Origin of the sequence: Cupriavidus malaysiensis (assembly GCF_001854325.1) — a bacterium.
GTDB lineage: Bacteria > Pseudomonadota > Gammaproteobacteria > Burkholderiales > Burkholderiaceae > Cupriavidus > Cupriavidus malaysiensis.
Genome location: NZ_CP017754.1, coordinates 2,904,197 through 2,930,449 on the forward strand (window position 1 = coordinate 2,904,197; position 26,253 = coordinate 2,930,449).

Sequence of the window (26,253 nt, forward strand, 5' to 3'; positions counted from 1 at the left end):
GAACGAGTGTAGGTCGGCCCCTTGTTCACAATTGTTAGCGATTATTTCGGCCTTTTGCACTGGGCACCCCTCTTCCGGCTATTTCAGACGTGTCGGACAAGATGCAAAATGCGCTGCACGCAGGTAATCGGTCGCTTCCGATCCCATCTGCCAACGCAGCATCCACAAAGTACCACCTACATCCTGGAACGCCACGCCATGGCATGGTGGGGCGATGAACCGGGGCGGCGAACGGGCCACACGGTGATCAATGATCCGGCCCGGCCCGCCGATAACAAACACGAGACCCTCCCGACCCGACTGTCCATGAAAGCGCTGAAGTACATCATCGTCACCTCGCTCCTGATCGTCGCGTTCAAATTCCTGCTGGCACTGAACGCAACCATGAACGGGTCATACCACGCGAGCGAGGTCAGCCGCATGGTGCCATTCCTGTTCATCCTGGCACTTGCGGCCGCGCTCTACCTGGTCGTATTCGCGATCAGGAAGGTCTTCCCGACTCGAGCAACAAGCGCTATGAGCACGACTGACACGAATAGCACGACAAGCCGGGGCAGCGAAGTCGCCGAAGCCGGCAAGTTCGACGCAAGCGCGCTGCCGCCGGATGCGGCCCAAGTCGCCCTGGGTCGGGCTAATGTGAAAACTCCGGACGTTACGGCCCCCGCACCACAAACGGATGTGCAAAACGGAGTGCACGGCGGAGTGCAAGGCGGAGAAGCGGCCGAGGGCCGGCCGGACAGCGCCATGCTTCGCTTCTTCCCGAACCACGCCGGGAAAGCAGCCTCGATGCCGGCCGTCCAACCCATAGGGGCAGGTGCTGCAGGAACTCCGGCAGCCCCGGCCAATACGATGCTCCGCTTTTTTCCACAGCACGTGGACCGCGCAGTGGCTGTGCCTGCGATTGGCGGCGTCCTGGGCGATACCCAGCGAGCCCTGAACCCCGCCCCTCTTGCATCGCCGGCAGCGGGCCCCGAGACCCGGGCCCCGCATGCAGCGGCACCAGACGAGATGGGAGCGGAGCCCGGCAGCCAGGACCATGCCGCGCGCGCAGATCTCGCCGAGCCCGCAAGGGGTGCCACATCGGATGTCGATGCGCGCGAGCAGAGCGAGCAGGCGCCGCAGTTTCGCCAGGAGATCCGGCGTCTCGAGATGACGGATGACACGGCCCAGCGCGCGGCAGGTCTCGGACGACTGCGCTGGCTGGTAGCGGCCCCGCTGGGATTATTGGGAACGCTGTTCCTGATCGCCGGGAGCGATGGAGGCAGCCTGCTGCTCGGCGGATTCGGTGGCTTGATGCTCGTGCCCGCCGTTCTGAAGGGCTGCGGCGTCAAGTAAGAACGAGGCGGGAAGACCGGGCTCGGCCCGAGGAGCGCTGCCCCGGGACTCGCGACCGTGCCGCCGCGAGGAACCGTTCTGCGGCACCCGCCGGAGGGGCGCGTGCCGCCAGGGCTTACTTCTTGTCCTGCGGCGGCTGGTTGAAGGGGAAGGCGCCGAACATGCTCTTGGCCTGGTTCTGCATCTGCTCCTGCATCTGCACGAACAGGTTCTTGCTCTGCTCGATGTAGTTGCTCATCATGCCCTGCATCATCGGCGCCTGCATGTTCATGAACTGGGACCACATATCGGGGCTGAACGCCTCGCCCGAGTACAGGCCCTTGGAGTTTTCGGCGAGCTTGTTCTGGATATCGATGAAGGCCTGGATGTTCTTTTCCAGGTAGGTGCCCATCATGCCCTGCATCGCGTGGCCATAGAAGCGGATGATCTGCGACAGCATGGCGCTGGAGAACATCGGCACGCCGCCGGTTTCTTCTTCCAGGATGATCTGCAGCAGGATGCTGCGGGTCAGTTCCTCGCCCGACTTGGCATCGACGACCTTGAATTCTTCCGAATCCATCACGAGCTGCTTGACGTCAGCCAGCGTGATATAGGTACTGGTCTGCGTATCGTAGAGCCTGCGATTTGGATATTTCTTGATCAGTCGCTCTGCGCCCTTTTTTGTCGTGGCCATCGGTGCTCTATCCTTGTATCGTCGCTGATGCACGCTGCTGCACCGCATCCTGTGCGATGCGCAATGTCGTTATCGTCCGCGCCCCCGCGGGAATCCACATCCACAGCGCGTGCGCCTGATTGGTGCCGGCTGTGCCGCTGTCCTGATTCTATGCCCAACAAAGCACTAAGGAAAGCGGCCCGGCTTAAGGAAAACCCGCAAGAATAAACGGTTTGCGGGCCGTCAGGCCCGCAAACCGTTATCGTGATGGCACTGCATGGACCTTGTGCAGCGCGCCGATTGCGCCGCAGCAAGACCCCTGCCGGGTTGGCCCGGCGGGCCTCAGCCCATGTGCAGTCCGCCGTTCAGCGAGAAGTCGGCGCCGGTCGAGAAACCGGACTCATCCGAGGCCAGCCACGCGCAGATCGAGGCGATTTCCTCGGGCGCGCCCAGGCGCTTGACCGGGATGGTGCCGACGATCTTGTCGAGCACGTCCTGGCGGATGGCCTTGACCATGTCGGTGGCGATATAGCCCGGCGACACGGTGTTGACCGTCACGCCCTTGGTCGCCACTTCCTGCGCCAGGGCCATGGTGAAGCCGTGCAGGCCTGCCTTGGCGGTCGAATAGTTGGTCTGGCCGAACTGGCCCTTCTGCCCGTTGACCGACGAGATATTGACGATGCGGCCCCAGCCACGGTCAACCATGCCGTCGATGACCTGCTTGGTCACGTTGAACAGCGAGGTCAGGTTGGTGTCGATCACGGCGTCCCAGTCGGCGCGGGTCATCTTGCGGAAGACCACGTCACGGGTGATGCCCGCGTTATTGATCAGCACATCGACCTCGCCGACTTCGGCCTTGACCTTGTCGAAGGCAGCCTTGGTCGAATCCCAGTCCGCCACGTTACCTTCGGAGGCGGTGAAATCGAAACCCAGGGCCTTCTGCTGCTCGATCCATTTCTCGCGACGGGGCGAGTTCGGACCGCAGCCCGCGACGACACGGTAGCCATCCTTGGCCAGACGCTGGCAGATCGCGGTTCCGATTCCGCCCATGCCGCCGGTCACATATGCAATGCGCTGAGACATATCCACTCCTTGTTGGCTCTTTCTTATTGACGCCGGCACACGGGAGAGCACCCGCGCACCGGCACACCCCTCACTGACGCTCGACTGCCAGCGCCACGCCCATGCCGCCACCGATACACAGCGAGGCCAGGCCCTTCTTCGCACCACTGCGCTTCATCTCGTGCAGCAGCGTCACCAGGATACGGCAGCCCGATGCGCCGATCGGGTGGCCGATGGCGATCGCACCGCCGTTGACGTTGACCTTGGAGGTGTCCCAGCCCATCTGCTGGTGCACGGCCAGCGCCTGTGCGGCGAAGGCTTCGTTGATCTCCATCAGGTCGAGGTCATTGACACCCCAGCCGGCGCGCGACAGGCAGCGCTTGGAAGCCGGCACCGGCCCCATCCCCATCACCTTCGGGTCCACGCCCGCGTTGGCGTAGGACTTGATCGTCGCCAGCGGGGTCAGGCCCAGCTCCTTGGCCTTGGCAGCCGACATCACCACTACGGCCGCGGCGCCGTCGTTGAGCCCCGACGCGTTACCGGCGGTCACGGTGCCGCTCTTGTCGAAGGCGGGCTTCAGGCCAGCCATCGAGTCCACCGTGGCGCCATGGCGGACATACTCGTCCTGGTCGAAGGCGAGCGGTTCGCCCTTGCGCTGGGGGATCAGCACGGGAACGATCTCCTCGGCGAACTTGCCGGCCTTCTGCGCCGCTTCAGCCTTGTTCTGCGAGGCCACGGCGAAGGCGTCCTGGGCTTCGCGCGTGATGCCGTATTCCTTGGCCACGTTCTCCGCCGTGACGCCCATGTGGTACTGGTTGTAGACGTCCCAGAGGCCGTCGACGATCATCGAGTCGACCAGCTTGGTGTCACCCATGCGGAAGCCGTCGCGCGAGCCCGGCAGTACGTGCGGTGCCGCGCTCATGTTCTCCTGGCCGCCGGCGACCACGATCTCGGCTTCGCCGGCGATGATGGCGTTGGCTGCCAGCATCACGGCCTTCAGGCCCGAGCCGCACACCTTGTTGATGGTCATGGCCGGCACCGAGCTCGGCAGGCCGGCCTTGAGCGAGGCCTGGCGGGCCGGGTTCTGGCCGGACGCCGCGGTCAGCACCTGACCCATGATCACTTCGCTGACCTGCTCGGGCTTGAGCCCGGCACGCTCCAGCGCAGCCTTGATGACGATGGCGCCCAGTTCGGGGGCGGGAATCTTGGCGAGCGATCCGCCGAACTTGCCGACCGCGGTACGCGCGGCGGATACGATGACAACGTCGGTCATTTGGAGTCCTCTTGAAAAATGTCCGGATACCTGGCGTGGTAGGCGGAATGCACAACGGCCGGGCAGACAGGGTGGCGCGGCATGGCCGCGCCGCCCGTCATGCCTTGGCCTTGACGTAGCGGCCCGGCGCCGGCTCGATGGCCGGATAGTGCTGGTTGCCGTAGCCCGGGGGCGCGGCCTTCCTGGTACCGGCATGCTTGCCCAGCCATGCCATCCAGTCGGGCCACCAGCTGCCGGGATGTTCCTGCGCCCCGCCCAGCCATTGCTGCGAGGTCGCGGGCAGCTTGTCGTTGGTCCAGTAGCTGCGCTTCTTCTTCGCCGGGGGATTGATCACGCCGGCGATGTGGCCGGAGGCTCCCAGCACGAAGCGCAGCTGGTTCTTCAGCAGCGCCGTGGACGCGAAGGCGGCGGTCCAGGGCACGATATGGTCCTCGCGCGAACCGTAGATGTAGGTCGGCACGTCGATGGCACCGAGATCCACCGGCGCATTGCACACACTCAGCTTGCCCGGCACCTTGAGCTCGTCCTGCAGATAGGTATGGCGCAGGTACCAGCAGTACCACGGGCCCGGCAGGTTGGTCGCGTCGCCGTTCCAGAACAGCAGGTCGAAAGGAACCGGGGTGTTGCCCTTCAGGTAGTTGTCGACCACATAGTTCCAGACCAGGTCGTTGGGCCGCAGGAAGGAGAAGGTGTTGGCCAGCTCCACGCCGCGCAGCAAGCCGCAAGGCGCACCGGCGCCACCGCCGATGGTGGCCTCGCGCAGCTTGACGTGGGCTTCGTCGACGAAGACGTCGAGGATGCCGGTGTCGGAGAAGTCGAGCAGCGTGGTCAACAGCGTCAGGCTGGCGGCCGGGCGCACGCCGCGCGCAGCCAGCACGGCCAGCGCCGTGGCGATGATGGTGCCGCCGACGCAGAAGCCCAGCACGTTGATGCGGTCCTGCGCGCTGATCTCGCGCGTCACCTCGATGGCACGGATGGCGCCGTGCTCGATGTAGTCGTCCCAGGTGCGCTCGGCCATGCTGGCATCGGGGTTGCGCCACGACACCAGGAAGACCGTGTGGCCCTGCTCCACCGCGTGGCGCACCAGCGAGCCTTCGGGTTGCAGGTCGAGGATGTAGTACTTGTTGATGCAGGGCGGCACCAGCAGCAGCGGGCGCGCATGCACCTTGTCGGTGAGCGGCTTGTACTGCAGCAGCTGGAAGTACTCGTTCTCGTAGACCACCGCGCCTTCGCTGACGGCGACGTTGCGGCCGACCTCGAAGGCGGTCTCGTCGGTCTGGGAAATCTTGCCGCGCCCCATGTCCTCGAGCATGTTGCGCACGCCCGCGCGCAGCGATTCGCCGCCGGACTCGATCAGCTTCTGCTGCGCCTCGGGATTGGTGGCGAGGAAGTTGGCCGGCGACATCGCATCGACCCACTGCGATACGGCGAAACGGATGCGCTGGCGCGTCTTGGCATCGGCTTCGACCGCGTCGGCCAGCTCGTTCATGGCGCGCGCATTGAGCAGGTAGAAAGCCGCGGCGAAGCGGTAGGGCACATTGCGGTGCCAGGCATCGCCGGCGAAGCGGCGGTCCTTGAGCGGGATGCCCGGCTCGCCCTGCCCCTCCGACATCGCCCGCCACAGCAGGCCGAAGTCATGCAGGTAGCGCTGCTGGATCTCGGCCAACTGCCCTGGCGCCACCTTCAGGCCGGAAAATACGGGCCCGGACGCCAGGCCGTCGAAGCCAGGGAATCCCTGGGCCGCTGCCGCGCCGTTGGCTTGCGCCTGGCGGGACCATGCCAGCCATGCGGCTGGATCGAATGGCCCCGGCGGAATTGAAAATGGTCGGAACTGGTCTTCCTGGGAGGAAGCTGCCGCACCCTTGCCGGTCGCCATGATGTCGTCGTCTCTCTGCCGTTTTGTTCACGAAGACAGACCGGATCGGTGATCCGGCCGGCCCCTGGACTGGCCCGCCTCGCGCCTCGGCTGTCAGCGTGATGCGGTATGCTTGCCGGCGGCGCCCGGGGCACAAAGCGGCCGCTCTGGAGGCCAGTCCGACCCATTGTTGCCTTGCAATGTCTGCGCTGTCAATGCGGATTATTTCGTGCCGCCGGCCTGGCGCGCAGACGCTCCCCGGCCCGCTCCGGGAGCGGCCGTCGAGGCCTGGCCGGCGCCCTGCCGCGGAGTTTGCACGAGAAGGATGAAAACCTGATGTATATCGTTGCCATCGGCTGGCTGTACGTGGCGCTGATGATGGCCATCACCGAACACAATGTGGTCGCCGGCGTGGCGACCTTCGTGCTGTACGGGCTCGGTCCCGTGGCCCTGCTGCTGTACATCCTCGGCACACCGGCGCGCCGACGCCGGCGCCGGTCGCGCGAGCAGGCCGGCATGGCGGCGAAGGCGCCGCCGGCAGACGGCCCGCAGTGACCCCCCTTCAGCGGGGCAACATCGTGCGGCGGCTGGTTTGCTGCGCGCTCAGGATGCGAGCCAGACCAGGGTGGCCATGCGCCCGGTGACGCCATCGCGCCGGTAGGAGTAGAAGCGCTCGGCATCGGCCACCGTGCAGGCGTCGCCGCCGTAGACCGCGTGGCAGCCGGCGCGCGCCAGGCGCACCCGGGCCAGCGCATGGATGTCGGCGTAGTACTTGCCCGGGGCGCCAGCCCGGAAGGCCGCGGCGACCGCGGCCTGCTCGCCGCGACCGGCCGCGTCGGCCTCGGCCAGGAAGGCTTCGCGTACCTCGGCGCCCACCTCGAAAGCTGCCGGCCCGATCGCCGGCCCCAGCCAGGCCAGCCACCCGGGCGCGCCACCGGCACCGCTCCTGGCACCGGCCATGCGTGCCAGCGTGGCCTCGATCACCCCGGCGCACAGCCCGCGCCAGCCGGCATGCGCGGCGCCGACCACGGTACCGGCGCGATCACACAGCAGCACCGGCAGGCAGTCCGCCGTCATCACCGCGCAGACCTGGCCCGCCTCCACGCTGATACAAGCGTCGGCACGCGGCGGCGCCGGCTCGGCGCCGCCGGCCTGCCCGGCCGTAGCCACGCCGCAGCCGTGCACCTGGTCGAGCCAGCGCGGCGCGCGCGGCAAGACCGCCTCCAGGCGCGCGCGATTGGCCTGCACGGCCGCCGCATCGTCGCCCACGTGCAGGCCCAGGTTCAGCCCACCTGCCGCACCGCCGGCCAGGCCATAGGGCCCGGCACTGACGCCGCCCTGGCGCGTGGTGGACAAGGCGCGCACCTGCGCGGGCGCCGGCCAGTCCGGGACCAGCCAGCCGGCATCAGGCTTCGTCGTCATCCCAGTCCTCATCGTCGCCATACTCGCCACCGACTTCGTAGCCGTACTCGCCCTCGCCGCCCTCATCGCCCTCCTCTTCCTCGTCGCCCGGCGCGGTGAACTCCAGGGCATCGATCAGGGCCTGCAGGTCGGCCGGCGGCGGCGCCTGCCAGGACACCGCCTTGCCGCTGACCGGATGGATCAGCCCGAGCTTGTAGGCGTGCAGGGCCTGCCGCTCCAGCGGCACCGGCAGCGGCGCCTTGACGGCCTGGCGCATGCCGCGCTGCGTGGCGCGGTGGTAGACCGGGTCGGCCAGCAGCGGGTGGCCGATCGATTCGAAGTGCACGCGGATCTGGTGGGTACGCCCGGTTTCAAGCTGGCACAGCACCATCGATACGGTGGCACGCCCCAGCCTGGCCACGCCCACGGTGCGGAAATGGGTGCGCGAGGGCTTGCCGCTGCTGGTACGCACGATGGCCATGCGGATGCGCTCGCGCGGATCGCGGCCGATCGGCGCGTCGATGGTGCCCTCGTCAGGCGTCTCCCCCCACACCAGCGCGATATAGGTGCGCTTGACGGTGCGCGCCTGCAACTGGCGCACCAGTTCGGTCTGCGCGGTCAGCGTGCGGGCCACCACCATCAGGCCGGTGGTTTCCTTGTCAAGGCGGTGCACGATGCCGGCGCGCGGCAGGGCAGCCGCGGCGGGATAGCGGTACAGCAGGCCGTTGAGCACGGTACCGCTCCAGTTGCCGGCGGCCGGGTGCACCACCAGTCCGGCCGGCTTGTCGATGACCAGCAGCGCGTCGTCTTCATGTACCACAGAGAGGGGGACGTCCTCCGCGGTGAAGGCCTGCGTCTCGGGCGCGGCCTGCGGGCGCACCTCGATGCGCTGGCCCAGTTGCACAGCGGTGCGCACGCGTGCCGGCGCGCCATCGACCGTGACCGCGCCATCCTCGATCCACTGCTGGATGCGGCTGCGGGAAAACTCGTGGAAATGCCGCGCCAGCAGCTTGTCCAGCCGCTCTCCGTGGTCGGCCCCGTTCACCTCCAGTTCGAGCGGCAGGAAATCGCCGGCGACCGGCGCGCCGGTGTCCGCGCCGCCCTCCTCGTCCTGCGTTTCGAGACCTTCCGCCGCCGGCTGGGCGGCGTCCTGCTGCGTGATGTCCGCGCCACCGGCTGGTGACTTGGGGCTTCGGCTATAATGCTTGACGCTATTTTTTTTCATCCGGGATTCGTTGCCCATGCAAACGATGAGCATGAAACGCGCCAGTTGGCGCGCGAGAATTGGAGCGATTCTGCTCGCAGGCGGCGCCGTCATGCTGTCGGCATGCGGCCTGCTGGCCGACCAGCCCGACGAGACCGCTGGTTGGTCGGCGAATAAATTATATTCGGAAGCGAAGGACGCACTGGATGGCGCCGATTACACGCGCGCGGTCAAGCTGTACGAAAAGCTGGAGAGCCGCTACCCGTTCGGGCGCTATGCGCAGCAAGCCCAGATCGACACGGCCTACGCCAACTACAAGGATGGCGAGACGGCGGCCGCGCTGGCGGCCGTGGACCGCTTCATCCAGCTGCACCCGAACCACGCCAACATCGATTACGCCTACTACCTGAAGGGCCTGATCAACTTCAACGACAACCTGGGCTGGCTGGGCCGCTTCTCGGGCCAGGACCTGAGCGAACGCGATCCGAAGGCAGCACGCGCGGCCTTCGACGCCTTCAATACCCTGGTCACGCAGTACCCGGACAGCAAGTACACGCCTGACGCGCGCGCGCGCATGCAGTACATCGTCAACTCGCTGGCCGAACACGAGGTCCACGCCGCTCGCTACTATTTCCGCCGCGGCGCCTACCTGGCAGCAGCCAACCGCGCCCAGCAGTCGCTCAAGGACTACGACGGCGCGCCGGCCAACGAGGAAGCGCTGTACATCATGGTGCGCTCGTACGACCTGCTGGGCCTGAACGACCTGCGCGACGACGCCGCCCGTGTGCTGGAGAAGAACTACCCGAACAGCGACTTCATCAAGTATGGCGAGCGCCGCAAGGACAAGTCCTGGTGGCAGCTGTTCTGAGGCCGCCCCTGCCGCTGTGCGTGGCAGGGGCCCGATAGAAGAAAAGAAAGCCCGACGATGTCGGGCTTTCTTTTTGTCAGATTTCCGCGGGGACGCACCGGCGACGCACCGGGGACGGCCGCCGTGCGGCATCACACCGCGTCGCCGTCACCCTCGCCGCCATCGCCGCCATCGTCGCCCGTCGCCACAGGCTGGCCGCGCAGGTCCGACAGGAAGCGCAGCACCGTCTGCTCCTCGCGCGTGCGCGCGAACGGCGGCAGGCTCTGCCAGATCTGCCGGCCATAGGGCTTCTCCACCAGGCGCGTATCGCAGATCACCAGCACGCCGCGGTCGGTCTCCGAGCGGATCAGGCGGCCCGCTCCCTGCTTCAGGGTGATGACGGCGTGCGGCAGCTGGTGCACGGCAAAGGGGCTGAGGCCCTTCTTCTGCAGCACCTCCATGCGCGCGGCCAGCACCGGGTCGTCGGGGGGCGCGAACGGCAGCTTGTCGATGATGACGAGCGAAAGGGCTTCGCCACGCACGTCCACGCCCTCCCAGAAACTCTGGCTGCCCACCAGTACGGCATTGCCAAGTTCGCGGAAGCGATCCAGCAGTTCGGTGCGGCTGGCCTGGCCTTGCACCAGCAGCGGCAATTCGAGCCCGCGCTCGGCGAAGGCATCGTAGAGCATGTCCGACGCACGTTGCACGGCACGCAAGGTGGTGCACAGCAGGAAGGCACGCCCGCCGGCGGCCTCGATCAGCGGCAGCGCCGCCTCCACCACCGCCTCGGTGAAATGGGGCGCCTGTGGCGCCGGCAATCCTCGCGGCACGTACAGCAAGCCCTGCGACGCATAGTCGAAGGGACTGGGCAGGGTCAGCGAGCGATCCTTGTCCAGGCCGAGCTGGGCGGCATAGTGTGTGAAGTTACCCTTCACCGACAGCGTCGCCGAGGTGAAGATCCAGGCGCGCGGCGGGCCCTCGCGCTGGCGCGTGAAGATCGGTGCGATCGACAGCGGCGTGCGGTGCAGTTGCACCGTGTGCGAAAAGACCTCGACCCAGCGCACGGTGTCCGGGCCGAACGCATCGGCGGGCACGGCAGGGACTTCCTCGCCGGTGGCCGCGGCCGGCCGCGGCGGCGCCGGCTGCTCGCGCCAGGCGGCCAGCCGCTGCGCCAGTTCGACCGCGCGGCGGTGACACTGCTGCAGCGATTCGGCACGTTCGGCCTGCGACTCGAGCAGCTCGACGAATTCGGACAGGGCGGCATCGACCGCATCCAGCGTCTCGTTGAAGACCGGCGCGATGCGGGGATCCGCCTCGATCTGGCTGATCGCCATGCGCGTGCTGTCCTTGGAGAAGGCCAGCCGCAGGTCGCGTGCGGCGCGTTCCAGCGGCGCACCGAGGCGCACCCAGTCGACGGCATCGCGCGCGTGCGACAGGCCTTCGGCCACGGTATCGCGCGCCAGCTCCAGCAGCTGGCTGGTCGACAGTGTCTCGCCGAAGAACAGGGTGGCAGTATCGGGCAGCTGGTGGGCTTCGTCGAAGATCACGGTATTGGCGGCCGGCAGCAGCTCGGCCATGCCGGTATCACGCAGCACCACATCGGCGAAGAAGAGGTGGTGGTTCACCACCACCATGTCGGCCTGCTGCGCCTCCTTGCGCGCCCGCATGACGAAGCATTCCTTGTAGTGCGGGCATTCGGTGCCGAGACAGTTGTCGCGGGTCGAGGTGACGAGCTGCCACACCGGGGCATTCTCGGGCACCGCGGCGAGTTCGGCCTTGTCTCCCGTCGAAGTGACCTTGGCGAAACGCCCGATCTCGCGCAACCATGCCGCATCCTGCCGCGACGCCAGCTTGCCCGCCACCTCAGCCCGCTCCAGGTGGTAGTGGCATAAATAGTTGGCGCGCCCCTTGAGCAAGGCTACCGAGATCGGCACGTTGAGCGCGCGACGCACGGTCGGGATGTCACGCTGGAACAGCTGGTCCTGCAGGTTCTTGGTACCGGTCGACAGGATCACCTTGCCGCCCCACAACATGGCGGGCACCAGGTAGGCGAAGGTCTTGCCGGTGCCGGTGCCTGCTTCGACGATCACCGTCTCGCTATCCTCGATGGCACCGGCCACGGCCTGCGCCATGCTCGCCTGGGCATCGCGCGGGCGATAGCCGGGAATCGCCTGGGCGAGCGTGCCATCCGGGGCGAACACGGTGGACAGCGTGGCGACGTGGGCAGCCTTGGCCGCCGCGCGCGCGGCCGCGCCGTCGTCCTGCGCTGTCGCGGTGGCGGTCGGGGGCGCCGGCTCGGCGGCGGAAATCAGGTCTGGGGAATCGGACAAGGCTAGGGAGATAGCGCGCGGCAGTCAGGGCTGCCGCTCAGTGGCATCAGGCAGGCACGTCGGGTTCGAGCTGCAGCTGCAGCAAGGTGATGGCGTCCTTGAGCTTGAGGCGGCGCTTCTTCAGGCGCCGCAGTTGCAGCTCGTCATGGGCCGGGTCCTGCGACATGTGGTCGATCAGATAGTCCAGGTCACGGTGCTCGATCTGCAGCTCGATGATCTGCCGCTGCAGGGTGTTCAGGTTCAGATCCATGGTCGCACCTCCCTCCTCCACGGTCCACGTTGCCGGGCGCTGGCCACTCAGAAGCCGAAAGGACGCGGCGACGAAGCCGAACCCTGCTCCTTGGCCTTGGCGCGGCGCTCGTCCAGCTCGCGCTGCCGCTGTGCGGCATCGCGCTGCTTGGCTTCGTAGTCCTTGACGTTCTCGGCACGCTTGCGCGCGTCTTCGGCGGCATGCTGCTGCGCTTCCTTCAGGCGCGCATCGAAATCCGCCTGCTTCTTGTCGTAGGCCTGGGCATTGGCCGCACGTTGCGGGGCCTGGCCCTGGCGCTCGGCATCGCGCAGCTGCTGCTCCTGCTGCTTCTTGCCGAATGCCTCGCGGCTGGCCTTCTCGTTGGCCTCCCGCTGCGGTCGCTCCGCTTCGTCCTGCGCGCGCTGCAGCGCCTGGCGCTGGTCGCGCTGCACGGCCTTGTAGGCGCGCTCGGCGGCGCTGACCTCGAGCTCGCGCTTGCGCAGCACCTCCAGTTCCTCGCGCTGCACGTCCTTGGCCTTGTCGACGCAGTGGTTGACGAAGAACGTCGCATAGCAATCGTGCTCGGCCTTGGCGTAGCGGTAGTTGGTCCAGGCACGCGAATCATCGATCGCCTTGCGTTCGGCGTCGAAGTCGCGCGGCGCGGCTTCGGCCGCCGGCACCGGGGCCTGGGCATGCGCCCGGCCGCCACCCACCGCTGCGCCAAGCACGGCGGCCAGGCAGGCCGCCATCAGCAGCGCGCCGGGCCGGCGCGGTGCGCGCACGGCAGCGCCGGCGACTGGAGCTGCGGGGGCGCCCGCGCGCGAGCGTGGCACGCCTGGATGCTTGGCCTGCATGGTGGCCTGGTGTGGCTTGTCGATCATGGTGCGATTCTAGCATCCGGGCGGCCCGCGCCGGCGCCCGCCCGCGTGCCTGCGGCGCCGCCGCCGGGCGCTGCCGCCTGGCCGCGCACGGCACACGGCGGGCACGCCGGCCCGGCTGCCGGCGCGCCCGGCGGCCGATGCTGGCGGCGCCGCGGGCTTGTGGCAAAATGCCCCGCTTTCGACTGACTGTTTTCCTGTATTCCGGATGCCCAACCTGCCCGCCCACGTTTCACAAAAGATCGAGTCGCTGATCGCGGCCGAACTCTCGGTGCAACCCCGCCAGGTGGCGGCGGCCGTCGCGCTGCTGGACGAAGGCGCCACCGTGCCCTTCATCGCCCGCTACCGCAAGGAAGTCACGGGCAACCTGGACGACACGCAACTGCGCACGCTGGAAGAACGCCTGCTCTACCTGCGCGAGATGGAAGAGCGCCGCCTGGCCATCCTGGCTTCGATCGAAGAACAAGGCAAGCTGACCGACGTCCTGCGCACCGCCATCGAAGGCGCCCAGACCAAGCAGGCGCTGGAAGACCTCTACCTGCCCTACAAGCCCAAGCGCCGCACGCGCGCCCAGATCGCGCGCGAATGCGGCCTGGAGCCGCTGGCGCAGGCCCTGCTGGCCGATCCCACGCTCGAGCCGCAGGCCGAGGCCGCCAAGTACGTCAACGGCAACCCCACTGCCGACGGCGGCGTGCCCGACGTGAAAGCCGCGCTGGACGGCGCGCGCGACATCCTCTCCGAGCAGTTCGGTGAAACCGCCGAACTGCTCGGCAAGCTGCGCGACCACCTGTGGAACCAGGGCGTGGTCAGCTCGACCGTGATGGAAGGCAAGGAAGGCGCGGAGGAAGAGAAGTTCCGCGACTACTATGCTTACAGCGAGCCTATCCGCAACGTGCCGTCGCACCGCGCCCTGGCCTTGTTCCGGGGCCGCAACGCCGGCGTGCTGATGGTCAAGCTGGGCCTGGGCGAAGAGCAGGACACGCTGGTGCCCCACCCCTGCGAAGGCATGATTGCGCGCCACTTCGGCATCCAGAACCAGAACCGCCCCGCCGACAAATGGCTGGGCGACGTGTGCCGCTGGTGCTGGCGCGTCAAGGTGCAGCCGCACATCGAGACCGAGCTGCTGACCCAGCTGCGCGAGACCGCCGAGGGCGAAGCCATCAAGGTGTTCGGCCGCAACCTGCACGAATTGCTGCTGGCGGCGCCGGCCGGCCACAAGGCCGTGATGGGCGTCGACCCCGGCATCCGCACCGGTTGCAAGGTAGCCGTGGTCGATACCACCGGCAAGCTGCTCGAGACCGCCACCATCTACCCGCACGAGCCGCGCCGCGACTGGAACGGCTCGCTCGCCACCCTGGCGCGGCTGGCCAAGCAGCATGGCGTGGCCCTGGTCTCGATCGGCAACGGCACCGCCAGCCGCGAGACCGACAAGCTGGTGCAGGACCTGATGCGCCAGGCTCCCGAGCTGAAGCTGACCAAGATCGTGGTCAGCGAGGCCGGCGCCTCGGTCTACTCGGCCTCTGAACTGGCGGCCAAGGAATTCCCCGAGCTCGACGTCTCGCTGCGTGGCGCGGTGTCGATCGCGCGCCGCCTGCAGGATCCGCTGGCGGAGCTGGTCAAGATCGATCCCAAGTCGATCGGCGTGGGCCAGTACCAGCACGACGTCAACCAGCGCGAACTGGCGCGCGCACTGGACGCCGTGGTCGAGGACTGCGTGAACGCCGTGGGCGTGGATGTCAACACCGCTTCGGCGCCGCTGCTGGCGCGCGTCTCGGGCCTGAATACGGTGCTGGCGCGCAATATCGTCGACTACCGCGACGCCAACGGCGCCTTCGCCAACCGAGAGGCACTGAAGGCGGTGCCGCGCCTGGGCGACAAGACCTTCGAGCAGGCCGCGGGCTTCCTCCGCATCAACAACGGCGACAACCCGCTCGACCGCTCCTCGGTCCACCCGGAAGCCTATCCGGTGGTCAAGCGCATCCTCGACCATATCAAGAAGGACCTCTCCGCCGTGCTGGGCAACCGTGAAGCCCTGCGCGGCCTGTCGCCGGCCCAGTTCACCGACGACACCTTCGGCCTGCCGACGGTGCGCGACATCCTGGCCGAGATGGAGAAGCCCGGCCGCGATCCCCGCCCCGAGTTCAAGACCGCCACCTTCCAGGAAGGCGTCGAGGAGATCAAGGACCTGCAGCCCGGCATGGTGCTGGAAGGCGTGGTGACCAACGTGGCCGCCTTCGGTGCCTTCGTCGACATCGGCGTGCACCAGGATGGCCTGGTCCACATCTCCGCGCTCTCCTCCAAGTTCGTCAAGGATGCGCACGAGGTCGTCAAGGCCGGGCAGATCGTCAAGGTCAAGGTGATGGAAGTCGACGTCAAGCGCAACCGCATCGGCCTGTCGATGCGGCTGGACGATGAGCCCGGCCAGAGTTCACGTCCGGCCGGCGGCGGCGATCGCGGCAGCGAGCGCGGCGGCCAGCGCAGCGGCGGCAAGGGCTTCGGCGGTGGACGCCGCGAAGCGGAGCCGGCGGGCGCGATGGCAGCGGCTTTCGCCAAGCTCAAGCGCTGAAGACCCGGCACCGGCGCGGCGGCAGGCGGCAGGCGATAGGCGGTAGCCAGCCGCCGGCCGCACGCGCTGCCCGCTGGCGCCCGGCAAGGCAGGAAAAAGCCCCCGCATGCTCGCGCATGCGGGGGCTTTTTCCTGGGTGCAGCGGCCAGCCGGCCGCTCAGATCTCGACCTTGGTGCCCAGTTCCACGACCCGGTTGGCCGGGATCGAGAAGAAGTCCGACGGCTTGGCGCCGTTCTGGTGCATCCAGGCGAACAGGCTCTCGCGCCACATCGACATACCCGGCAGCTTGGACGGGATCACCGATTCGCGCGCGATGAAGAAGGAAGTCTCCATCAGCTCGAAGGCCATGCCCAGCTTGCGCTGCGCCAGGTCCAGCACCTTCTGCACATCGGGCGTCTCCTTGAAGCCGTATTCGGAGCGCAGGATGTAGATGCCACCGCCGAGGTCCTTGCACGCCAGGCGGCGGTCATCATCGACGTAGGGGATGTCACGCGTCACGAAAGTCAGGAAGACCACGCGCTCGTGCAGCACGCGGTTGTGCTTCAGGTTGTGCAGCAGCGAGACCGGCACATAGTCCGAATTGCCGGTCAGGAACACGGCGGTGCCTTCGACGCGGTGCGGCGGGTGCGCCAGCAGGCCGGCGATGAACGGTTCGAGCGGGATGCCGTCCTCCAGGCTGCGCGCGCGCAGCAGCTTGCGGCCGCTGTACCAGGTCATCAGCAGGAAGAAGGCCAGGCCGCCCAGCAGCAGCGGGAACCAGCCGCCCTCGGCCACCTTCAGCAGGTTGGCAGAGAAGAAGGCAAGATCCACCATCAGGAAACCGAGGCCGATCAGCATGACCAGCACCGGGTTCCACTTCCAGACATTGCGCATCACCACCACGGCGAGGAAGGTAGTGATGACCATGGTGGTGGTCACGGCGATGCCGTAGGCCGCGGCCAGGTTGTCCGATTTCTTGAAGGCGACCACCACGGCGATCACCAGCACCAGCAGGATCCAGTTGATCACCGGCAGGTAGATCTGGCCGATCTCCGCGTCCGAGGTATAGCGGATGCGCATGCGCGGCACGAAGCCGAGCTGGATGGCCTGGCTGGTCAGCGAGAAGGCGCCGGAGATGACCGCCTGCGAGGCGATCACCGTGGCCAGCGTGGCCAGCAGCACCATAGGCAGCTGCAGCATGTCCGGCACCATCAGGTAGAAGGGGTTCTCGATCGCCTTGGGGTTCTGCAGCAGCATCGCGCCCTGGCCGAAGTAGTTCAGCATCAGGCAGGGCATGACCAGCACGAACCAGCCGTAGCGGATCGGGCGGGCGCCGAAGTGGCCCATGTCGGCGTAGAGCGCCTCGGCCCCGGTCAGCACCAGGAAGACCGAGCCCAGCACCACGAAGGCCTGCAGCGAGTGCTCCATCAGGAAGCTGATCGCGTGGTGCGGACTGAGCGCCATCAGGATGCCCGGCGCGTGCATCAGGTGCAGCAGGCCCAGCGCACCGAGTGCGAGGAACCACACCACCATCACCGGGCCGAACAGTTTGCCGACCGTCGCGGTGCCGCTGCGCTGGATCAGGAACAGCGCACACAGGATCACCAGGGTGATGGGGATGACGAAATGCGACAGCCCCGGCGCCGCGATCTCCAGCCCTTCCACCGCTGACATCACGGAGATGGCCGGCGTGATCACCGCGTCGCCGTAGAACATGCAGGCGCCGAAGATGCCGAACATCATCAGCATCTTGGCCCGGCGCGAGCGTGGCGCGGCCGTGCGCAGCGCGAGCGCCATCAGGGCCAGCACGCCGCCTTCGCCGTCGTTGTCCGCGCGCATCACGAACAGCACGTATTTGAGCGAGACCACGATGATCATCGCCCAGAACAGCATCGAGATGATGCCGAGCACGGCCGCCTCGCTGAAGGGGATGCCGTGCTCCGCGCTGAAGCACTCCTTGAGCGAGTAGAGGGGGCTGGTGCCGATATCGCCGAAGACGACGCCGATTGCGCCGATCACCAGGGCACGCGTGCTCGGGCTTTCGACGTAATAGTGGCTGGTTGCGGATTGGGTCATGGATTGGGGTCAGCTTGGCCGGCTCGACCGCCCCGGACAGGACGGAAGGCCAGAGGCCGGATGCGGCTCGGCTCCGGTTCGCTATTGCATTGCACAAACGCGCGCCATTCTAGTGGAAGAGCCGGACTACGGCCACTGCGGGAGATACTGGCTGCGCCATCCGGTTTGGCAAGCATGCGAGGGAAGCGGCATACGGTCAACCCCCCGGGCGCCGGCGGCCGATCCGTGCGCGCAGCGTGTGGCGTTGCACGTCCGCCACACAAAGTGCACCAAGCCATACTCGACGGGCTCGACGGCCCTGCACTCAGTCGACGTGCAGGTCCATCTGCCTGGCCAGCTCGCCGAAGCGCGCGATATCGCGCTCGATCACGGCCTGGAACTCCTGCGGGGTGCTGGTGGTGACGTCATAGCCCAGGGCCTGCAGTTCGGCAGCCATTTCAGGCCGCCGCATCACTGCGGCGATGGCGCTGTTGAGGCGGCGCACGATGGCCGGCGGCGTCGCCGCCGGAGCCAGCACGCCGTGCCACTGGTTGAGCGCATACCCCGGCAGGCCCTGCTCCGCCACCGTCGGCACCCCGGGCAGCAACGGCGAGCGCTGCGGCGAGGTCACCGCGAGTGCGCGCAGCGTGCCGGCCTGGATGAACGGCAGCGCGCTGGATGCGGTGACGATGCCCAGCGGCACGTTGCCGGCCAGCACCGCCTGCAGGGCGGGACCGCAGCCTCGATACGGCACGTGCAGCCAGTCCGCCCCGGTGCGGCGCATCAGCATCCCGCCGGCCAGCTGCTGCGGCGTGCCGTTGCCGCAGGATGCGTAGGCCGGCGTCGCCGTGGCGCCCGGGCCGGTGGCACCGAGCCCCACGCGCCGCACCGCGCGCGCGTCGAGGGCCTGGCGCAGGCTCAGCCAGGGCGACGACACCGTCGTCACCAGCACCGACGGCACGTAGGCCACATTGATCACGCCGCGCAGGTCAGACTGTGGCGAAAAGCCGAGCTTGCGGTAGACGGCGGGATTGATGGCATAGCTGCTGTTGACCATCAGCAAGGTGTAGCCGTCGGGCCTGGCATGGGCCACCAGTTGTGCGCCGATGTTGCCGCTGGCGCCGGCGCGGTTCTCCACCACCACCGGCTGCCCCAGCTCCCCTTCCAGCCGTGCGGCGAGCTTGCGCGCCAGCAGGTCGGTGCCGCCGCCCGGCGGAAAGGTGACGACCAGCTCGATCGGACGGCCGGGATAGGGCGCGGCGCCTGCGCGCGGTGCCGCCACAGACGGTGCCGCCGCCAGCGCCACGACAATGGCGCCCGCTGCCACGAGAACGCCGCGCGCCGGCGAGCGGGCAGGAGTACTGCTGGCCGGGAATCGCAGCTTACTTATACTCATACTGAGCATTATCTGGGTAAACGAACAAGACGAATAACACGCCGCTTCGCCTGAGGCACGTCGCCCTGCCTGCATAGCACGGCATGTTGGCGGCCTCCCGCCAGCGGTCCCCGTCGGAGAGCATCACGATAATTATGCTAGCAATGAGCATAATTCACGTCAAGCCCGGGTTTTCCCACCGGCGGGCGGCCCGGGCGCGCAGGCCAGGCGGCCATGCCGTGCGGGGACGGTTGCCCCGCGTCACAGGAATCCATCGGCCCGGAACGCTAGCGGGCCAGCGGCAGCTTGCTACCGGCGATGGCCCGTTCCAGCAGCACGTCGCCGCGGAACTGGAACAGCTTGGCCGGCCGGCCGGCCGAACCCTGCGTCAGTTGGCCGGTCTCTTCCACCAGCGCCTGCTGCTCGATGAAGCGGCGGAAATTCTGCTTGTGCAGGCTGCGGCCCGCCACCGCCTCGAAGGCCTGCTGCAACTGCAGCAGCGTGAAGGTCGGCGGCATCAGTTCGAACACCACCGGGCGGTAGCGGATCTTGGCGCGCAGGCGTGCCATGGCGGTGGCCAGGATGCGGCGGTGATCGTGCAGCATCGCATCGCCGGGCACCAGCTCGCTCCCCTGCCCGGCGCTACGCTGCGCGGCCTCGGGCACCAGTCCGGCCTCGAACAGCAGTTCGTAGCGCTGCAGCACCATCTCCTCGTTCCAGGAGGCCTCGTCGGCCCCGAAGGTGAAATCGATGCGCTGCCGGCGGCGGCGCCGGGTGGCCGCGTCGTCTGCCAGCGCCGACCAGCGGTGCAGCGCGGGCAGGATCCGCCCGGCCACCACGGGAGGGGAGCCCTCGCGCCAGTCTTCCCATGGGAAATACCGGTACCAATCCTGCCAGCCGATGCCCTCCTCGCCGGCTTCGGCCGACTCGCGCGTGAGGCCGAGATAGCTCACCGAGATGACACGCTGGCCCTGCTGGTTGGCGCGGTCGCGATCCGCAAAGGTATAGAGCTGCTCGACGTAGCCCAGCGGATGATGGGTCTGCGTCTCCACCCAGGCGCGCAGCCCGGCCTGCAGCGAACGGTGCGAGGATTCGAACGGACCGGCCGGCAAGGCGTGGGCACCGTCGCGCGTCAGCACGCGGGGCTGGCCCTGGCTGACTGCGACCAGCACGGCGACCAGCTCGGCCGCGACCGCATCGGCGGAGGGCACGGGAGAACGGGAGTCGGCGGATGGCATGGCGTCGGAGAAAAGCCACATTGTAGAGGCTCGCCGCCCGGCAGCCACTCCTGCCGGGCCGCTCCGGCATGCCGCGGCCGCGCCCTCAGACGCCGAGATAGCGGTCCAGCCGTGCCGGCGCGGCGGCCAGCGCCGGCGCCGCCTCGTCGAGCACGACCTGCCCCTTCTCCAGCACGACGGCGCGGTCGGCATGCGCGAGCACCGCGCGGTAGTTGCGGTCGACCACCACGCAGGCGATGCCGGTCGCGCGGATGGTGGCGATGACCTGCCAGATCTCCCGCACGATGCGCGGCGCCAGCCCTTCGGTGGCCTCGTCCAGGACCAGGCACTCGGGATTGGTCATCAGCGCGCGGCCGATCGACAGCATCTGCTGCTCGCCCCCGGACAGCTCATGACCGCCGTTCGAGAGCCGCTCCTTGAGGCGCGGGAACAGGTCGAGCACGCGCGCCTCGTCCCAGTCGAAACGGCCGCTGCTGCCCTTGCCCGCCGCCATGATCAGGTTTTCCCGCACCGACAGGTTGGGGAATACGCCCCGCCCTTCCGGCACGTAGGCCACGCCCAGGCGGGCCACTTCGTGCGGCCGCGCGCGCGAGACATCGCGCCCGGCCACCACGATCTCGCCGCGGCGCTGGCGCACATGGCCCAGCAGCGTGCGCAACAGCGTGCTCTTGCCCATGCCGTTGCGGCCCAGCAGCCCGACCGTCTCGCCGCGCGCCACGCGGAAATCGATGCCGCGCAGCACGTGGCTGCTGCCGTACCATGCCTCGACGCCCGCAGCGCGCAGCATCGGCTCTCCGGAGGTCGGTTTCATGCCGCGTGCTCCTGCTCGCTCTGGGCGCCGGCATCGCCTGCGCGGTGCTCACCGTGCTCACCCTCAGCCATATCGTCCTCCCCCAGGTAGGCGAGTTGCACTTCGCGATTGACGCGGATCGCCGCGGGGCTGTCCGAGGCGATCACCGTGCCATTGACCATCACCGTGATACGGTCGGCCACGGCGAATACCGCCTCCATATCGTGCTCCACCAGCAGCACGGCATGGCCGTCGCGCAGGCCGTGCAGCAAGTCGAGCATGCGCGCCGACTCCTCCGGCCCCATGCCCGCCAGCGGCTCATCGAGCAGCAGCACCTGGGGCTGCGTCGCCAGGCACATCGCGACTTCGAGCTGGCGCTTCTGCCCGTGCGACAGCGCACTGGCCACGACCCCGGCCACGCCGGACAGACCGGCACGCTCGAGCGCCTCGTCGGCCAGGGCGCGGCTGAGGCGGCAGCCCTGCGCGCCCTCCCATAGCCGCCAGGCCCGCTGCGCGCGCGCCTGTGCGGCCAGCCGGCAGTTCTCGCGCACGCTCAGCGGCAGGAAGATATTGTTGCGCTGGTAGCTGCGGCCCACGCCATGGCGCGCCAGGCGCGGCTGCGCCCAGCCGGTGACGTCCTGCCCCTGCAGGCGCAGCCGCCCGCCCGACGGCGCCAGCTCGCCCGACAGCATATTGATCAACGTGGACTTGCCGGCGCCATTGGTACCGATCACCGCATGCACCTGCCCCAGTTCCAGCGACAGGTTCACCGCGGATACGGCCAGCAGGCCGCCGAAGCGGCGGCTCAAGCCTTCGGCCTGCAACACGGGCGTGCTCATGGGCGTGCTCATGCTGCCTCCCCCGCGCCAGGGCTGGCGCCGCGCTGCGGCGACGGCGGCGACCGCCGCCGCAGCCGCGGACCGAGGCTGCCGCCCAGCCCGACCAGCCCGCGCGGCAGCAACGCCACGGCCAGGATGATGAAGCCGCCCATCAGCAACTGCCAGTGCCGGGTCAGGCCGCTGAACCACTCGGCCAGCAGCACGAAGGAGAAGGCGCCCAGCACCGCGCCGGCGAGGCTGCCTACGCCGCCCAGGATGACCATCAGCATGACGTTGCCAGACTGGTGCCAGGAGGCGATCTCCGGATTCACGAAGCCGAACTGGATGGCGTAGAGGTAGCCGGCCAGCCCGGCCAGCGTGCCGCCGGCGACGAAGGCGCCGAGCTGGTAGCGGTAGCTCGCATAGCCGGCCGCCCGCATGCGCTGCTCGTTGTGGCGGATGCCGACCAGGGCGTGGCCGAAACGCGAGCGCAGCAATTGCGCCAGCATCGCCACCGTCGCCGCCAGCGCGGCGAGCACCAGCCAATAGAAGGCGGCCGCCCCATCGACATTCAAGACCCGGCCGCCGGGCAGGCCGAATTCGGGCCGGAAGTAGATATAGGTGCCATCGCTGCCGCCGGCCAGCTTGGTGTCGTGGAAGACGAAATAGACCATCTGGGCGAAGGCCAGCGTGACCATGATGAAGTAGATGCCGCGCGTGCGCAGCACCAGCATGCCGACGAGCAACGCCAGCATGGCCGCGGCGGCCATCGCCGCAGCCATCAGCAGCCAGCCGTTGCCCGGGCCGGACTGCGGCGCCAGCATCGCCGTGGCGTACGCGGCGGCGGCGAAGTAGGCGGCATGGCCCAGGCTGACCAGCCCCGTATAGCCGATCAGCAGCTGCAGCGACAGCGCGAAGATGGCCATGATCATCACCTTGCTCAGCAGCTCGATGTAGAACTTGCCCGCATCGCCGTCCAGCAGCGGCGGCAGCCAGGCCAGCGCACCCAGCGCCACCAGCCACGCCAGCACGGCCGGCCAGGCGGGACGCTCGCCCCGCCCTTCCCTCATTGCTCCTGCCAACATCCTCGCCTCCTCATGCTGCGCGGCCGCACCTGCGGCCGCCCGAGCCATCCGCCCGCGTCACCATCTATCCAGCCCGCCTTGAACAACCCTCCATGTTCAGCCCGCCTTGAACAGGCCCTGGGGCTTCCACAACAGGATCACCGCCATCAGCAGGTAGATCAGCACGCCGGCCGCCTCCTGCCAGAAGACCTTGCCGAAGGTATCGACGAAGCCCAGCAGCAGCGCCGCCACCAGGGCGCCCTTGACCGAGCCGATGCCGCCGATCACCACCACCACGAAGCATACGATCAGCACCTGCGCGCCCATGCCCGGATAGACCGAGGAAACCGGCGCCGCGATCATGCCCGCCAGCACCGCGAGCGCCACGCCCAGCGCGAACACCAGGCGGTACAGCAAGGTGATGTTGATGCCCAGCGACTGCACCATTTCGCGGTTGCTGGCACCGGCACGGATCCTCATGCCCAGCCGCGTGCGGCGGATCACCAGGTACATCGCCGCGGCGACCAGCAGGCACACCGCCGAGATGAAGAGCCGGTAGACCGGGTAGGTCATCTCGTTGCCGATCGGCAGCGCCCCGTCGAGGATGGCTGGCACCGGTACGCCATGCACGTCGTCGCCGGCGAGGATGCTGCGCAATTCCTCGAACACCAGGATCAGGCCGTAGGTCATCAGCACCTGCTGCAGGTGGTCGCGTTCGTAGAGATAGCTGAAGAACAGCCACTCCAGTACATAGCCGAAAGCCACCGCCAGTGCGATGCCCAGCGGGATGGCCACGAACAGGCTGCCGGTCAGGCTGGCCAGCGTGAAGGCCAGATAGGCGCCGAGCATGTAGAAGCTGCCGTGGGCGAGATTGATCACGCCCATGATGCCGAAGATCAGCGTCAGGCCGCTCGCCACCAGGAACAGCAGCAGGCCGTACTGCACGCTGTTCAGGCATTGGATGAGAAAGGAAACGATGTCCATGCGCCGTACCCCGGGAGCCGGTTCAAGGAAAAGGCCGCGCCCCGCGCGCGCACGGATGCCCATGCGCGCGCAGTGTCGCACCGCGCGGCCGCGACGAGACCCGCCGGCTCAGAGCCGGCAGCCGCGCCCCGGGTCGGCCAGGGACTTGACGGCCACGCCGCTGACCTTGTTTTCGCGGCCGTCCACTTTGCGCAGGTAGAAGTCCTGCACGGGGTTGTGCGCCTTCGACAAGGTGAAGGCGCCGCGCGGGCTGTCGATGCGCGCGGCCTCGATGGCCTTGTAGAGTTCCGCCTTGCGGCTCATGTCGCCCTTGACCGCGCCGGTGCCGGCCGACAGCATCTGCGCGGCGTCATAGCCCTGCACGGCGTAGACGTCGGGCTGCAGCTTGAAGGTCTTGGCATACGCCAGCCGGAAGGTCTTGTCGCGCGCGCTGCCGAGACCATCCGCATAGTGCAGCGTGGTCTCCAGGCCCTGGGCCGCGGCGCCCTGTGCTTCGAGCGTGCCGTCGGTCAGGAAGCCGGAAGCGTACAGCGGGATCTTGTCCTTCAGCCCGGCCGCGGCCCAGTCCTTGACGAACTTGACGGCGCCGCCTCCGGCGAAGAAGACGAACACCGCATCGGGCTTGAGGGCCGCCACCTCGGTGATCAGCGCCTGGAACTCGACGTTGGGGAACGGCAGGCTCATCTCCTTGACGACCTTGCCGCCCTTGGACTCGAAGGCTTCCTTGAAGCCCTTGACCGACTGCTCGCCGGCCGCGTACTTCCACGTCAGCGTGACCACCTTCTTCAGGCCGCGCTCGGCCAGCACGTGGCCCATCGCATAACCGGGCTGCCAGTTGGAAAACGAGGAGCGGAAGATGTTGGCGCCGCACAGCGGGCCGGTGGCCTCGTCCACCCCGGCATTGGGGATGATCAGCAGCGTGTTGTTTTCCTTGGCCACCTTGACCAGGCCCATCTGCACGCCGGAGTGCACGGTGCCGACCACCACGTCGACCTGGTCGCGCTTGATCAGCTTGGCGGCGTTTTCCGGAGCCTTGGCCGGGTCCGACTCGTCGTCGACCTTGAAGTATTCGATCTCGCGCCCGCCCAGCTTGCCGCCCTGCTCCTGCACGTACAGCTTGAAGCCATTCTCGATGGCATTGCCGAGCGCGGCGTAGGTGCCGGTATAGGGCAGCATGAAGCCGACTTTGATCTTGCCGCCGGCGGCGGTCTGGGCGCTGGCGCCCCCGCCGATGGCCAGGGCCGCAGCCGCGGCCAGGCAGGCAGGCGCGAGCCTGCGCAATGCATTGCGATGCATGGTTCCGTCTCCTCCTGATACCCGGCCGTTCCGGGTGAACTTCGTCGTCGCCTGTCCGGCGGTGCGTGGCCACGAGGCATGCCCCGGCCGATCGCAACGGATCGGGCGGAGCCAGCCTGGCCAGCGCCCCGGTGGACTGGCGCGCAAATTATTTTAGGCTTGAAGTTTCTGCGTTTATATATGCGGATACGGCTGCCGTCAACTGCTCGGGCTGGTCACGATGGGGCGAGTGGCCGCACCGCGGCAGTTTAAGCAGGACCGTCTGCGACGCGTGCTGGTGGATACCCTCGATCTGCGCCATGGTGCCGTATTCGTCGTCCTCGCCCTGCACGGCCAGCACCGGGCATCGCAGCCCGGACAGCAGCGGCCGGAGGTCCCAGGCGCGGAATGCCGGATCCAGCCAGATATCGTTCCAGCCCCAGAACGCCGAGTCGGCATCGTCGTGGTGGCGTGCCAGCTTGTCGCGCAGGTCGGTTTCCAGATAGGCCCGCCTGGCCTGCTCGATGCTGCGCACCGACAGGTCCTCGACGAGGATGTGCGGCGCCACCACCACCACGCCCTCCACAGCCGGCGCGAAGCTGGCCGCGTAGATCAGTGCGATCGAGCCGCCGTCGCTGTGTCCGAACAACCACGGGCGGCCGTGTGCGCGCCCGGGGCCGATGTCGAGCACGTCGAACAGCGCCGGCAGCGCCTCTCGTGCCTGCCGGTGCATGAAATCGACACCCCACTTCTCTTCGTGCGGGCGCGGCGTCGAGCGCCCGTAACCGTAGCGCGAGATCACCAGGCCGCGAAAGTCGCCCGCCTCGCAAAGGCGGCGCGGATAGTTGCGCCACAGGCTGACCGATCCCAGGCCTTCATGCAGGAACACCAGCAGTGGCCGCCCGGCCCGCTCCGGCCGCAGCCACTGCGTCTCGATGCGGATGGGGCGCCCGTCGAAGCGGATCTCCGCCCACTGCGGTTGCTGCTGTTCTCGCTGCTGTTCTTGCTGCTGTTCTTGCTGCTGTTCTTGCTGATGCTGTTG

Annotated in this window: 22 protein-coding genes; 4 read left to right on the forward strand and 18 right to left on the reverse strand. The window is 68.0% G+C overall.

Annotation, left to right across the window (positions count from 1 at the left end; genetic code table 11):
- Positions 1-108: 108 nt before the first annotated feature.
- On the forward strand, positions 109-1,335 hold the full coding sequence (locus BKK80_RS12845) for a hypothetical protein (RefSeq protein WP_157903218.1): 1,227 nt from the start codon (positions 109-111) through the stop codon (positions 1,333-1,335).
- Between the two features lie 115 nt (positions 1,336-1,450).
- On the opposite strand, the gene phaR is transcribed toward BKK80_RS12845, so the two are convergent.
- From phaR to phaC, 4 genes are all read right to left on the reverse strand, one after another.
- On the reverse strand, positions 1,451-2,008 hold the full coding sequence (gene phaR, locus BKK80_RS12850; protein ID WP_071013398.1) for a polyhydroxyalkanoate synthesis repressor PhaR: 558 nt from the start codon (positions 2,006-2,008) through the stop codon (positions 1,451-1,453).
- A 321-nt stretch (positions 2,009-2,329) separates the two neighbouring features.
- Entirely contained in the window at positions 2,330-3,070 is a 741-nt protein-coding gene (locus BKK80_RS12855) for a 3-ketoacyl-ACP reductase (RefSeq protein WP_071013401.1), read from the reverse strand.
- Positions 3,071-3,140: 70 nt separating this feature from the next.
- Positions 3,141-4,322: an acetyl-CoA C-acetyltransferase gene (locus tag BKK80_RS12860; RefSeq protein WP_071013403.1), complete on the reverse strand. Its 1,182-nt coding sequence runs from the start codon at positions 4,320-4,322 to the stop codon at positions 3,141-3,143.
- Between the two features lie 97 nt (positions 4,323-4,419).
- Positions 4,420-6,198: a class I poly(R)-hydroxyalkanoic acid synthase gene (phaC, locus tag BKK80_RS12865; RefSeq protein WP_071069710.1), complete on the reverse strand. Its 1,779-nt coding sequence runs from the start codon at positions 6,196-6,198 to the stop codon at positions 4,420-4,422.
- Between the two features lie 315 nt (positions 6,199-6,513).
- On the opposite strand from phaC, the gene BKK80_RS12870 reads away from it, so the two are divergent.
- Entirely contained in the window at positions 6,514-6,732 is a 219-nt protein-coding gene (locus BKK80_RS12870) for a hypothetical protein (RefSeq protein ID WP_071069712.1), read from the forward strand.
- A gap of 48 nt (positions 6,733-6,780) precedes the next feature.
- Here the strand turns inward: BKK80_RS12870 and pgeF are convergent, their stop codons facing one another.
- Together pgeF and BKK80_RS12880 are read right to left on the reverse strand one after the other, a co-directional pair.
- Positions 6,781-7,599: a peptidoglycan editing factor PgeF gene (pgeF, locus tag BKK80_RS12875; RefSeq protein ID WP_071069715.1), complete on the reverse strand. Its 819-nt coding sequence runs from the start codon at positions 7,597-7,599 to the stop codon at positions 6,781-6,783.
- Positions 7,583-8,803 (reverse strand): RluA family pseudouridine synthase, encoded by a 1,221-nt coding sequence (locus BKK80_RS12880; RefSeq protein ID WP_071069718.1) that lies wholly within the window; start codon positions 8,801-8,803, stop codon positions 7,583-7,585. The genes pgeF and BKK80_RS12880 overlap by 17 nt, the downstream gene beginning before the upstream one ends.
- A 16-nt stretch (positions 8,804-8,819) precedes the next feature.
- On the opposite strand from BKK80_RS12880, the gene BKK80_RS12885 reads away from it, so the two are divergent.
- Positions 8,820-9,650, forward strand: a complete 831-nt coding sequence (locus BKK80_RS12885) for an outer membrane protein assembly factor BamD (RefSeq protein ID WP_083384100.1) — start codon at positions 8,820-8,822, stop codon at positions 9,648-9,650.
- A 131-nt stretch (positions 9,651-9,781) separates the two neighbouring features.
- Here BKK80_RS12885 and BKK80_RS12890 read toward each other — a convergent pair whose 3' ends face one another.
- From BKK80_RS12890 to BKK80_RS12900, 3 genes are read right to left on the reverse strand one after another with little or no spacing between them, the layout of a single operon-like run.
- Positions 9,782-11,959, reverse strand: coding sequence for an ATP-dependent DNA helicase (locus BKK80_RS12890; RefSeq protein ID WP_071069720.1), 2,178 nt, complete (start codon positions 11,957-11,959; stop codon positions 9,782-9,784).
- 46 nt (positions 11,960-12,005) lie between these two features.
- Positions 12,006-12,209: a YdcH family protein gene (locus tag BKK80_RS12895; protein ID WP_071013421.1), complete on the reverse strand. Its 204-nt coding sequence runs from the start codon at positions 12,207-12,209 to the stop codon at positions 12,006-12,008.
- 47 nt (positions 12,210-12,256) lie between these two features.
- Positions 12,257-13,069: a hypothetical protein gene (locus BKK80_RS12900; RefSeq protein ID WP_071013424.1), complete on the reverse strand. Its 813-nt coding sequence runs from the start codon at positions 13,067-13,069 to the stop codon at positions 12,257-12,259.
- A 205-nt stretch (positions 13,070-13,274) separates the two neighbouring features.
- On the opposite strand from BKK80_RS12900, the gene BKK80_RS12905 reads away from it, so the two are divergent.
- Complete coding sequence (locus tag BKK80_RS12905; RefSeq protein WP_071013427.1) at positions 13,275-15,632, forward strand: Tex family protein; 2,358 nt, start codon at positions 13,275-13,277, stop codon at positions 15,630-15,632.
- A gap of 157 nt (positions 15,633-15,789) precedes the next feature.
- Here the strand turns inward: BKK80_RS12905 and BKK80_RS12910 are convergent, their stop codons facing one another.
- The 9 genes from BKK80_RS12910 to BKK80_RS12950 form a co-directional block, all read right to left on the reverse strand.
- Positions 15,790-17,688: a potassium transporter Kup gene (locus tag BKK80_RS12910; protein ID WP_071013429.1), complete on the reverse strand. Its 1,899-nt coding sequence runs from the start codon at positions 17,686-17,688 to the stop codon at positions 15,790-15,792.
- 304 nt (positions 17,689-17,992) lie between these two features.
- Positions 17,993-19,063 (reverse strand): tripartite tricarboxylate transporter substrate binding protein, encoded by a 1,071-nt coding sequence (locus BKK80_RS12915; protein WP_084545576.1) that lies wholly within the window; start codon positions 19,061-19,063, stop codon positions 17,993-17,995.
- Between the two features lie 266 nt (positions 19,064-19,329).
- Positions 19,330-20,280, reverse strand: a complete 951-nt coding sequence (locus BKK80_RS12920) for an NUDIX hydrolase (RefSeq protein WP_071070840.1) — start codon at positions 20,278-20,280, stop codon at positions 19,330-19,332.
- Positions 20,281-20,365: 85 nt separating this feature from the next.
- On the reverse strand, positions 20,366-21,091 hold the full coding sequence (locus BKK80_RS12925; RefSeq protein ID WP_071013432.1) for an ABC transporter ATP-binding protein: 726 nt from the start codon (positions 21,089-21,091) through the stop codon (positions 20,366-20,368).
- The gene (locus tag BKK80_RS12930; protein ID WP_236903675.1) at positions 21,088-21,909 is read right to left on the reverse strand and encodes an ABC transporter ATP-binding protein; all 822 of its coding nucleotides are present in this window, start codon (positions 21,907-21,909) and stop codon (positions 21,088-21,090) included. The genes BKK80_RS12925 and BKK80_RS12930 overlap by 4 nt, the downstream gene beginning before the upstream one ends.
- Before the next feature lie 8 nt (positions 21,910-21,917).
- A complete protein-coding gene (locus BKK80_RS12935) occupies positions 21,918-22,973 on the reverse strand; it encodes a branched-chain amino acid ABC transporter permease (protein ID WP_084084794.1) in 1,056 nt (351 codons plus the stop codon).
- A gap of 96 nt (positions 22,974-23,069) precedes the next feature.
- Positions 23,070-23,936, reverse strand: coding sequence for a branched-chain amino acid ABC transporter permease (locus tag BKK80_RS12940; RefSeq protein ID WP_071013438.1), 867 nt, complete (start codon positions 23,934-23,936; stop codon positions 23,070-23,072).
- Positions 23,937-24,044: 108 nt separating this feature from the next.
- On the reverse strand, positions 24,045-25,232 hold the full coding sequence (locus tag BKK80_RS12945) for an ABC transporter substrate-binding protein (protein WP_071013440.1): 1,188 nt from the start codon (positions 25,230-25,232) through the stop codon (positions 24,045-24,047).
- Positions 25,233-25,380: 148 nt separating this feature from the next.
- Complete coding sequence (locus BKK80_RS12950; RefSeq protein ID WP_071070842.1) at positions 25,381-26,175, reverse strand: alpha/beta fold hydrolase; 795 nt, start codon at positions 26,173-26,175, stop codon at positions 25,381-25,383.
- Positions 26,176-26,253 lie beyond the last annotated feature (78 nt).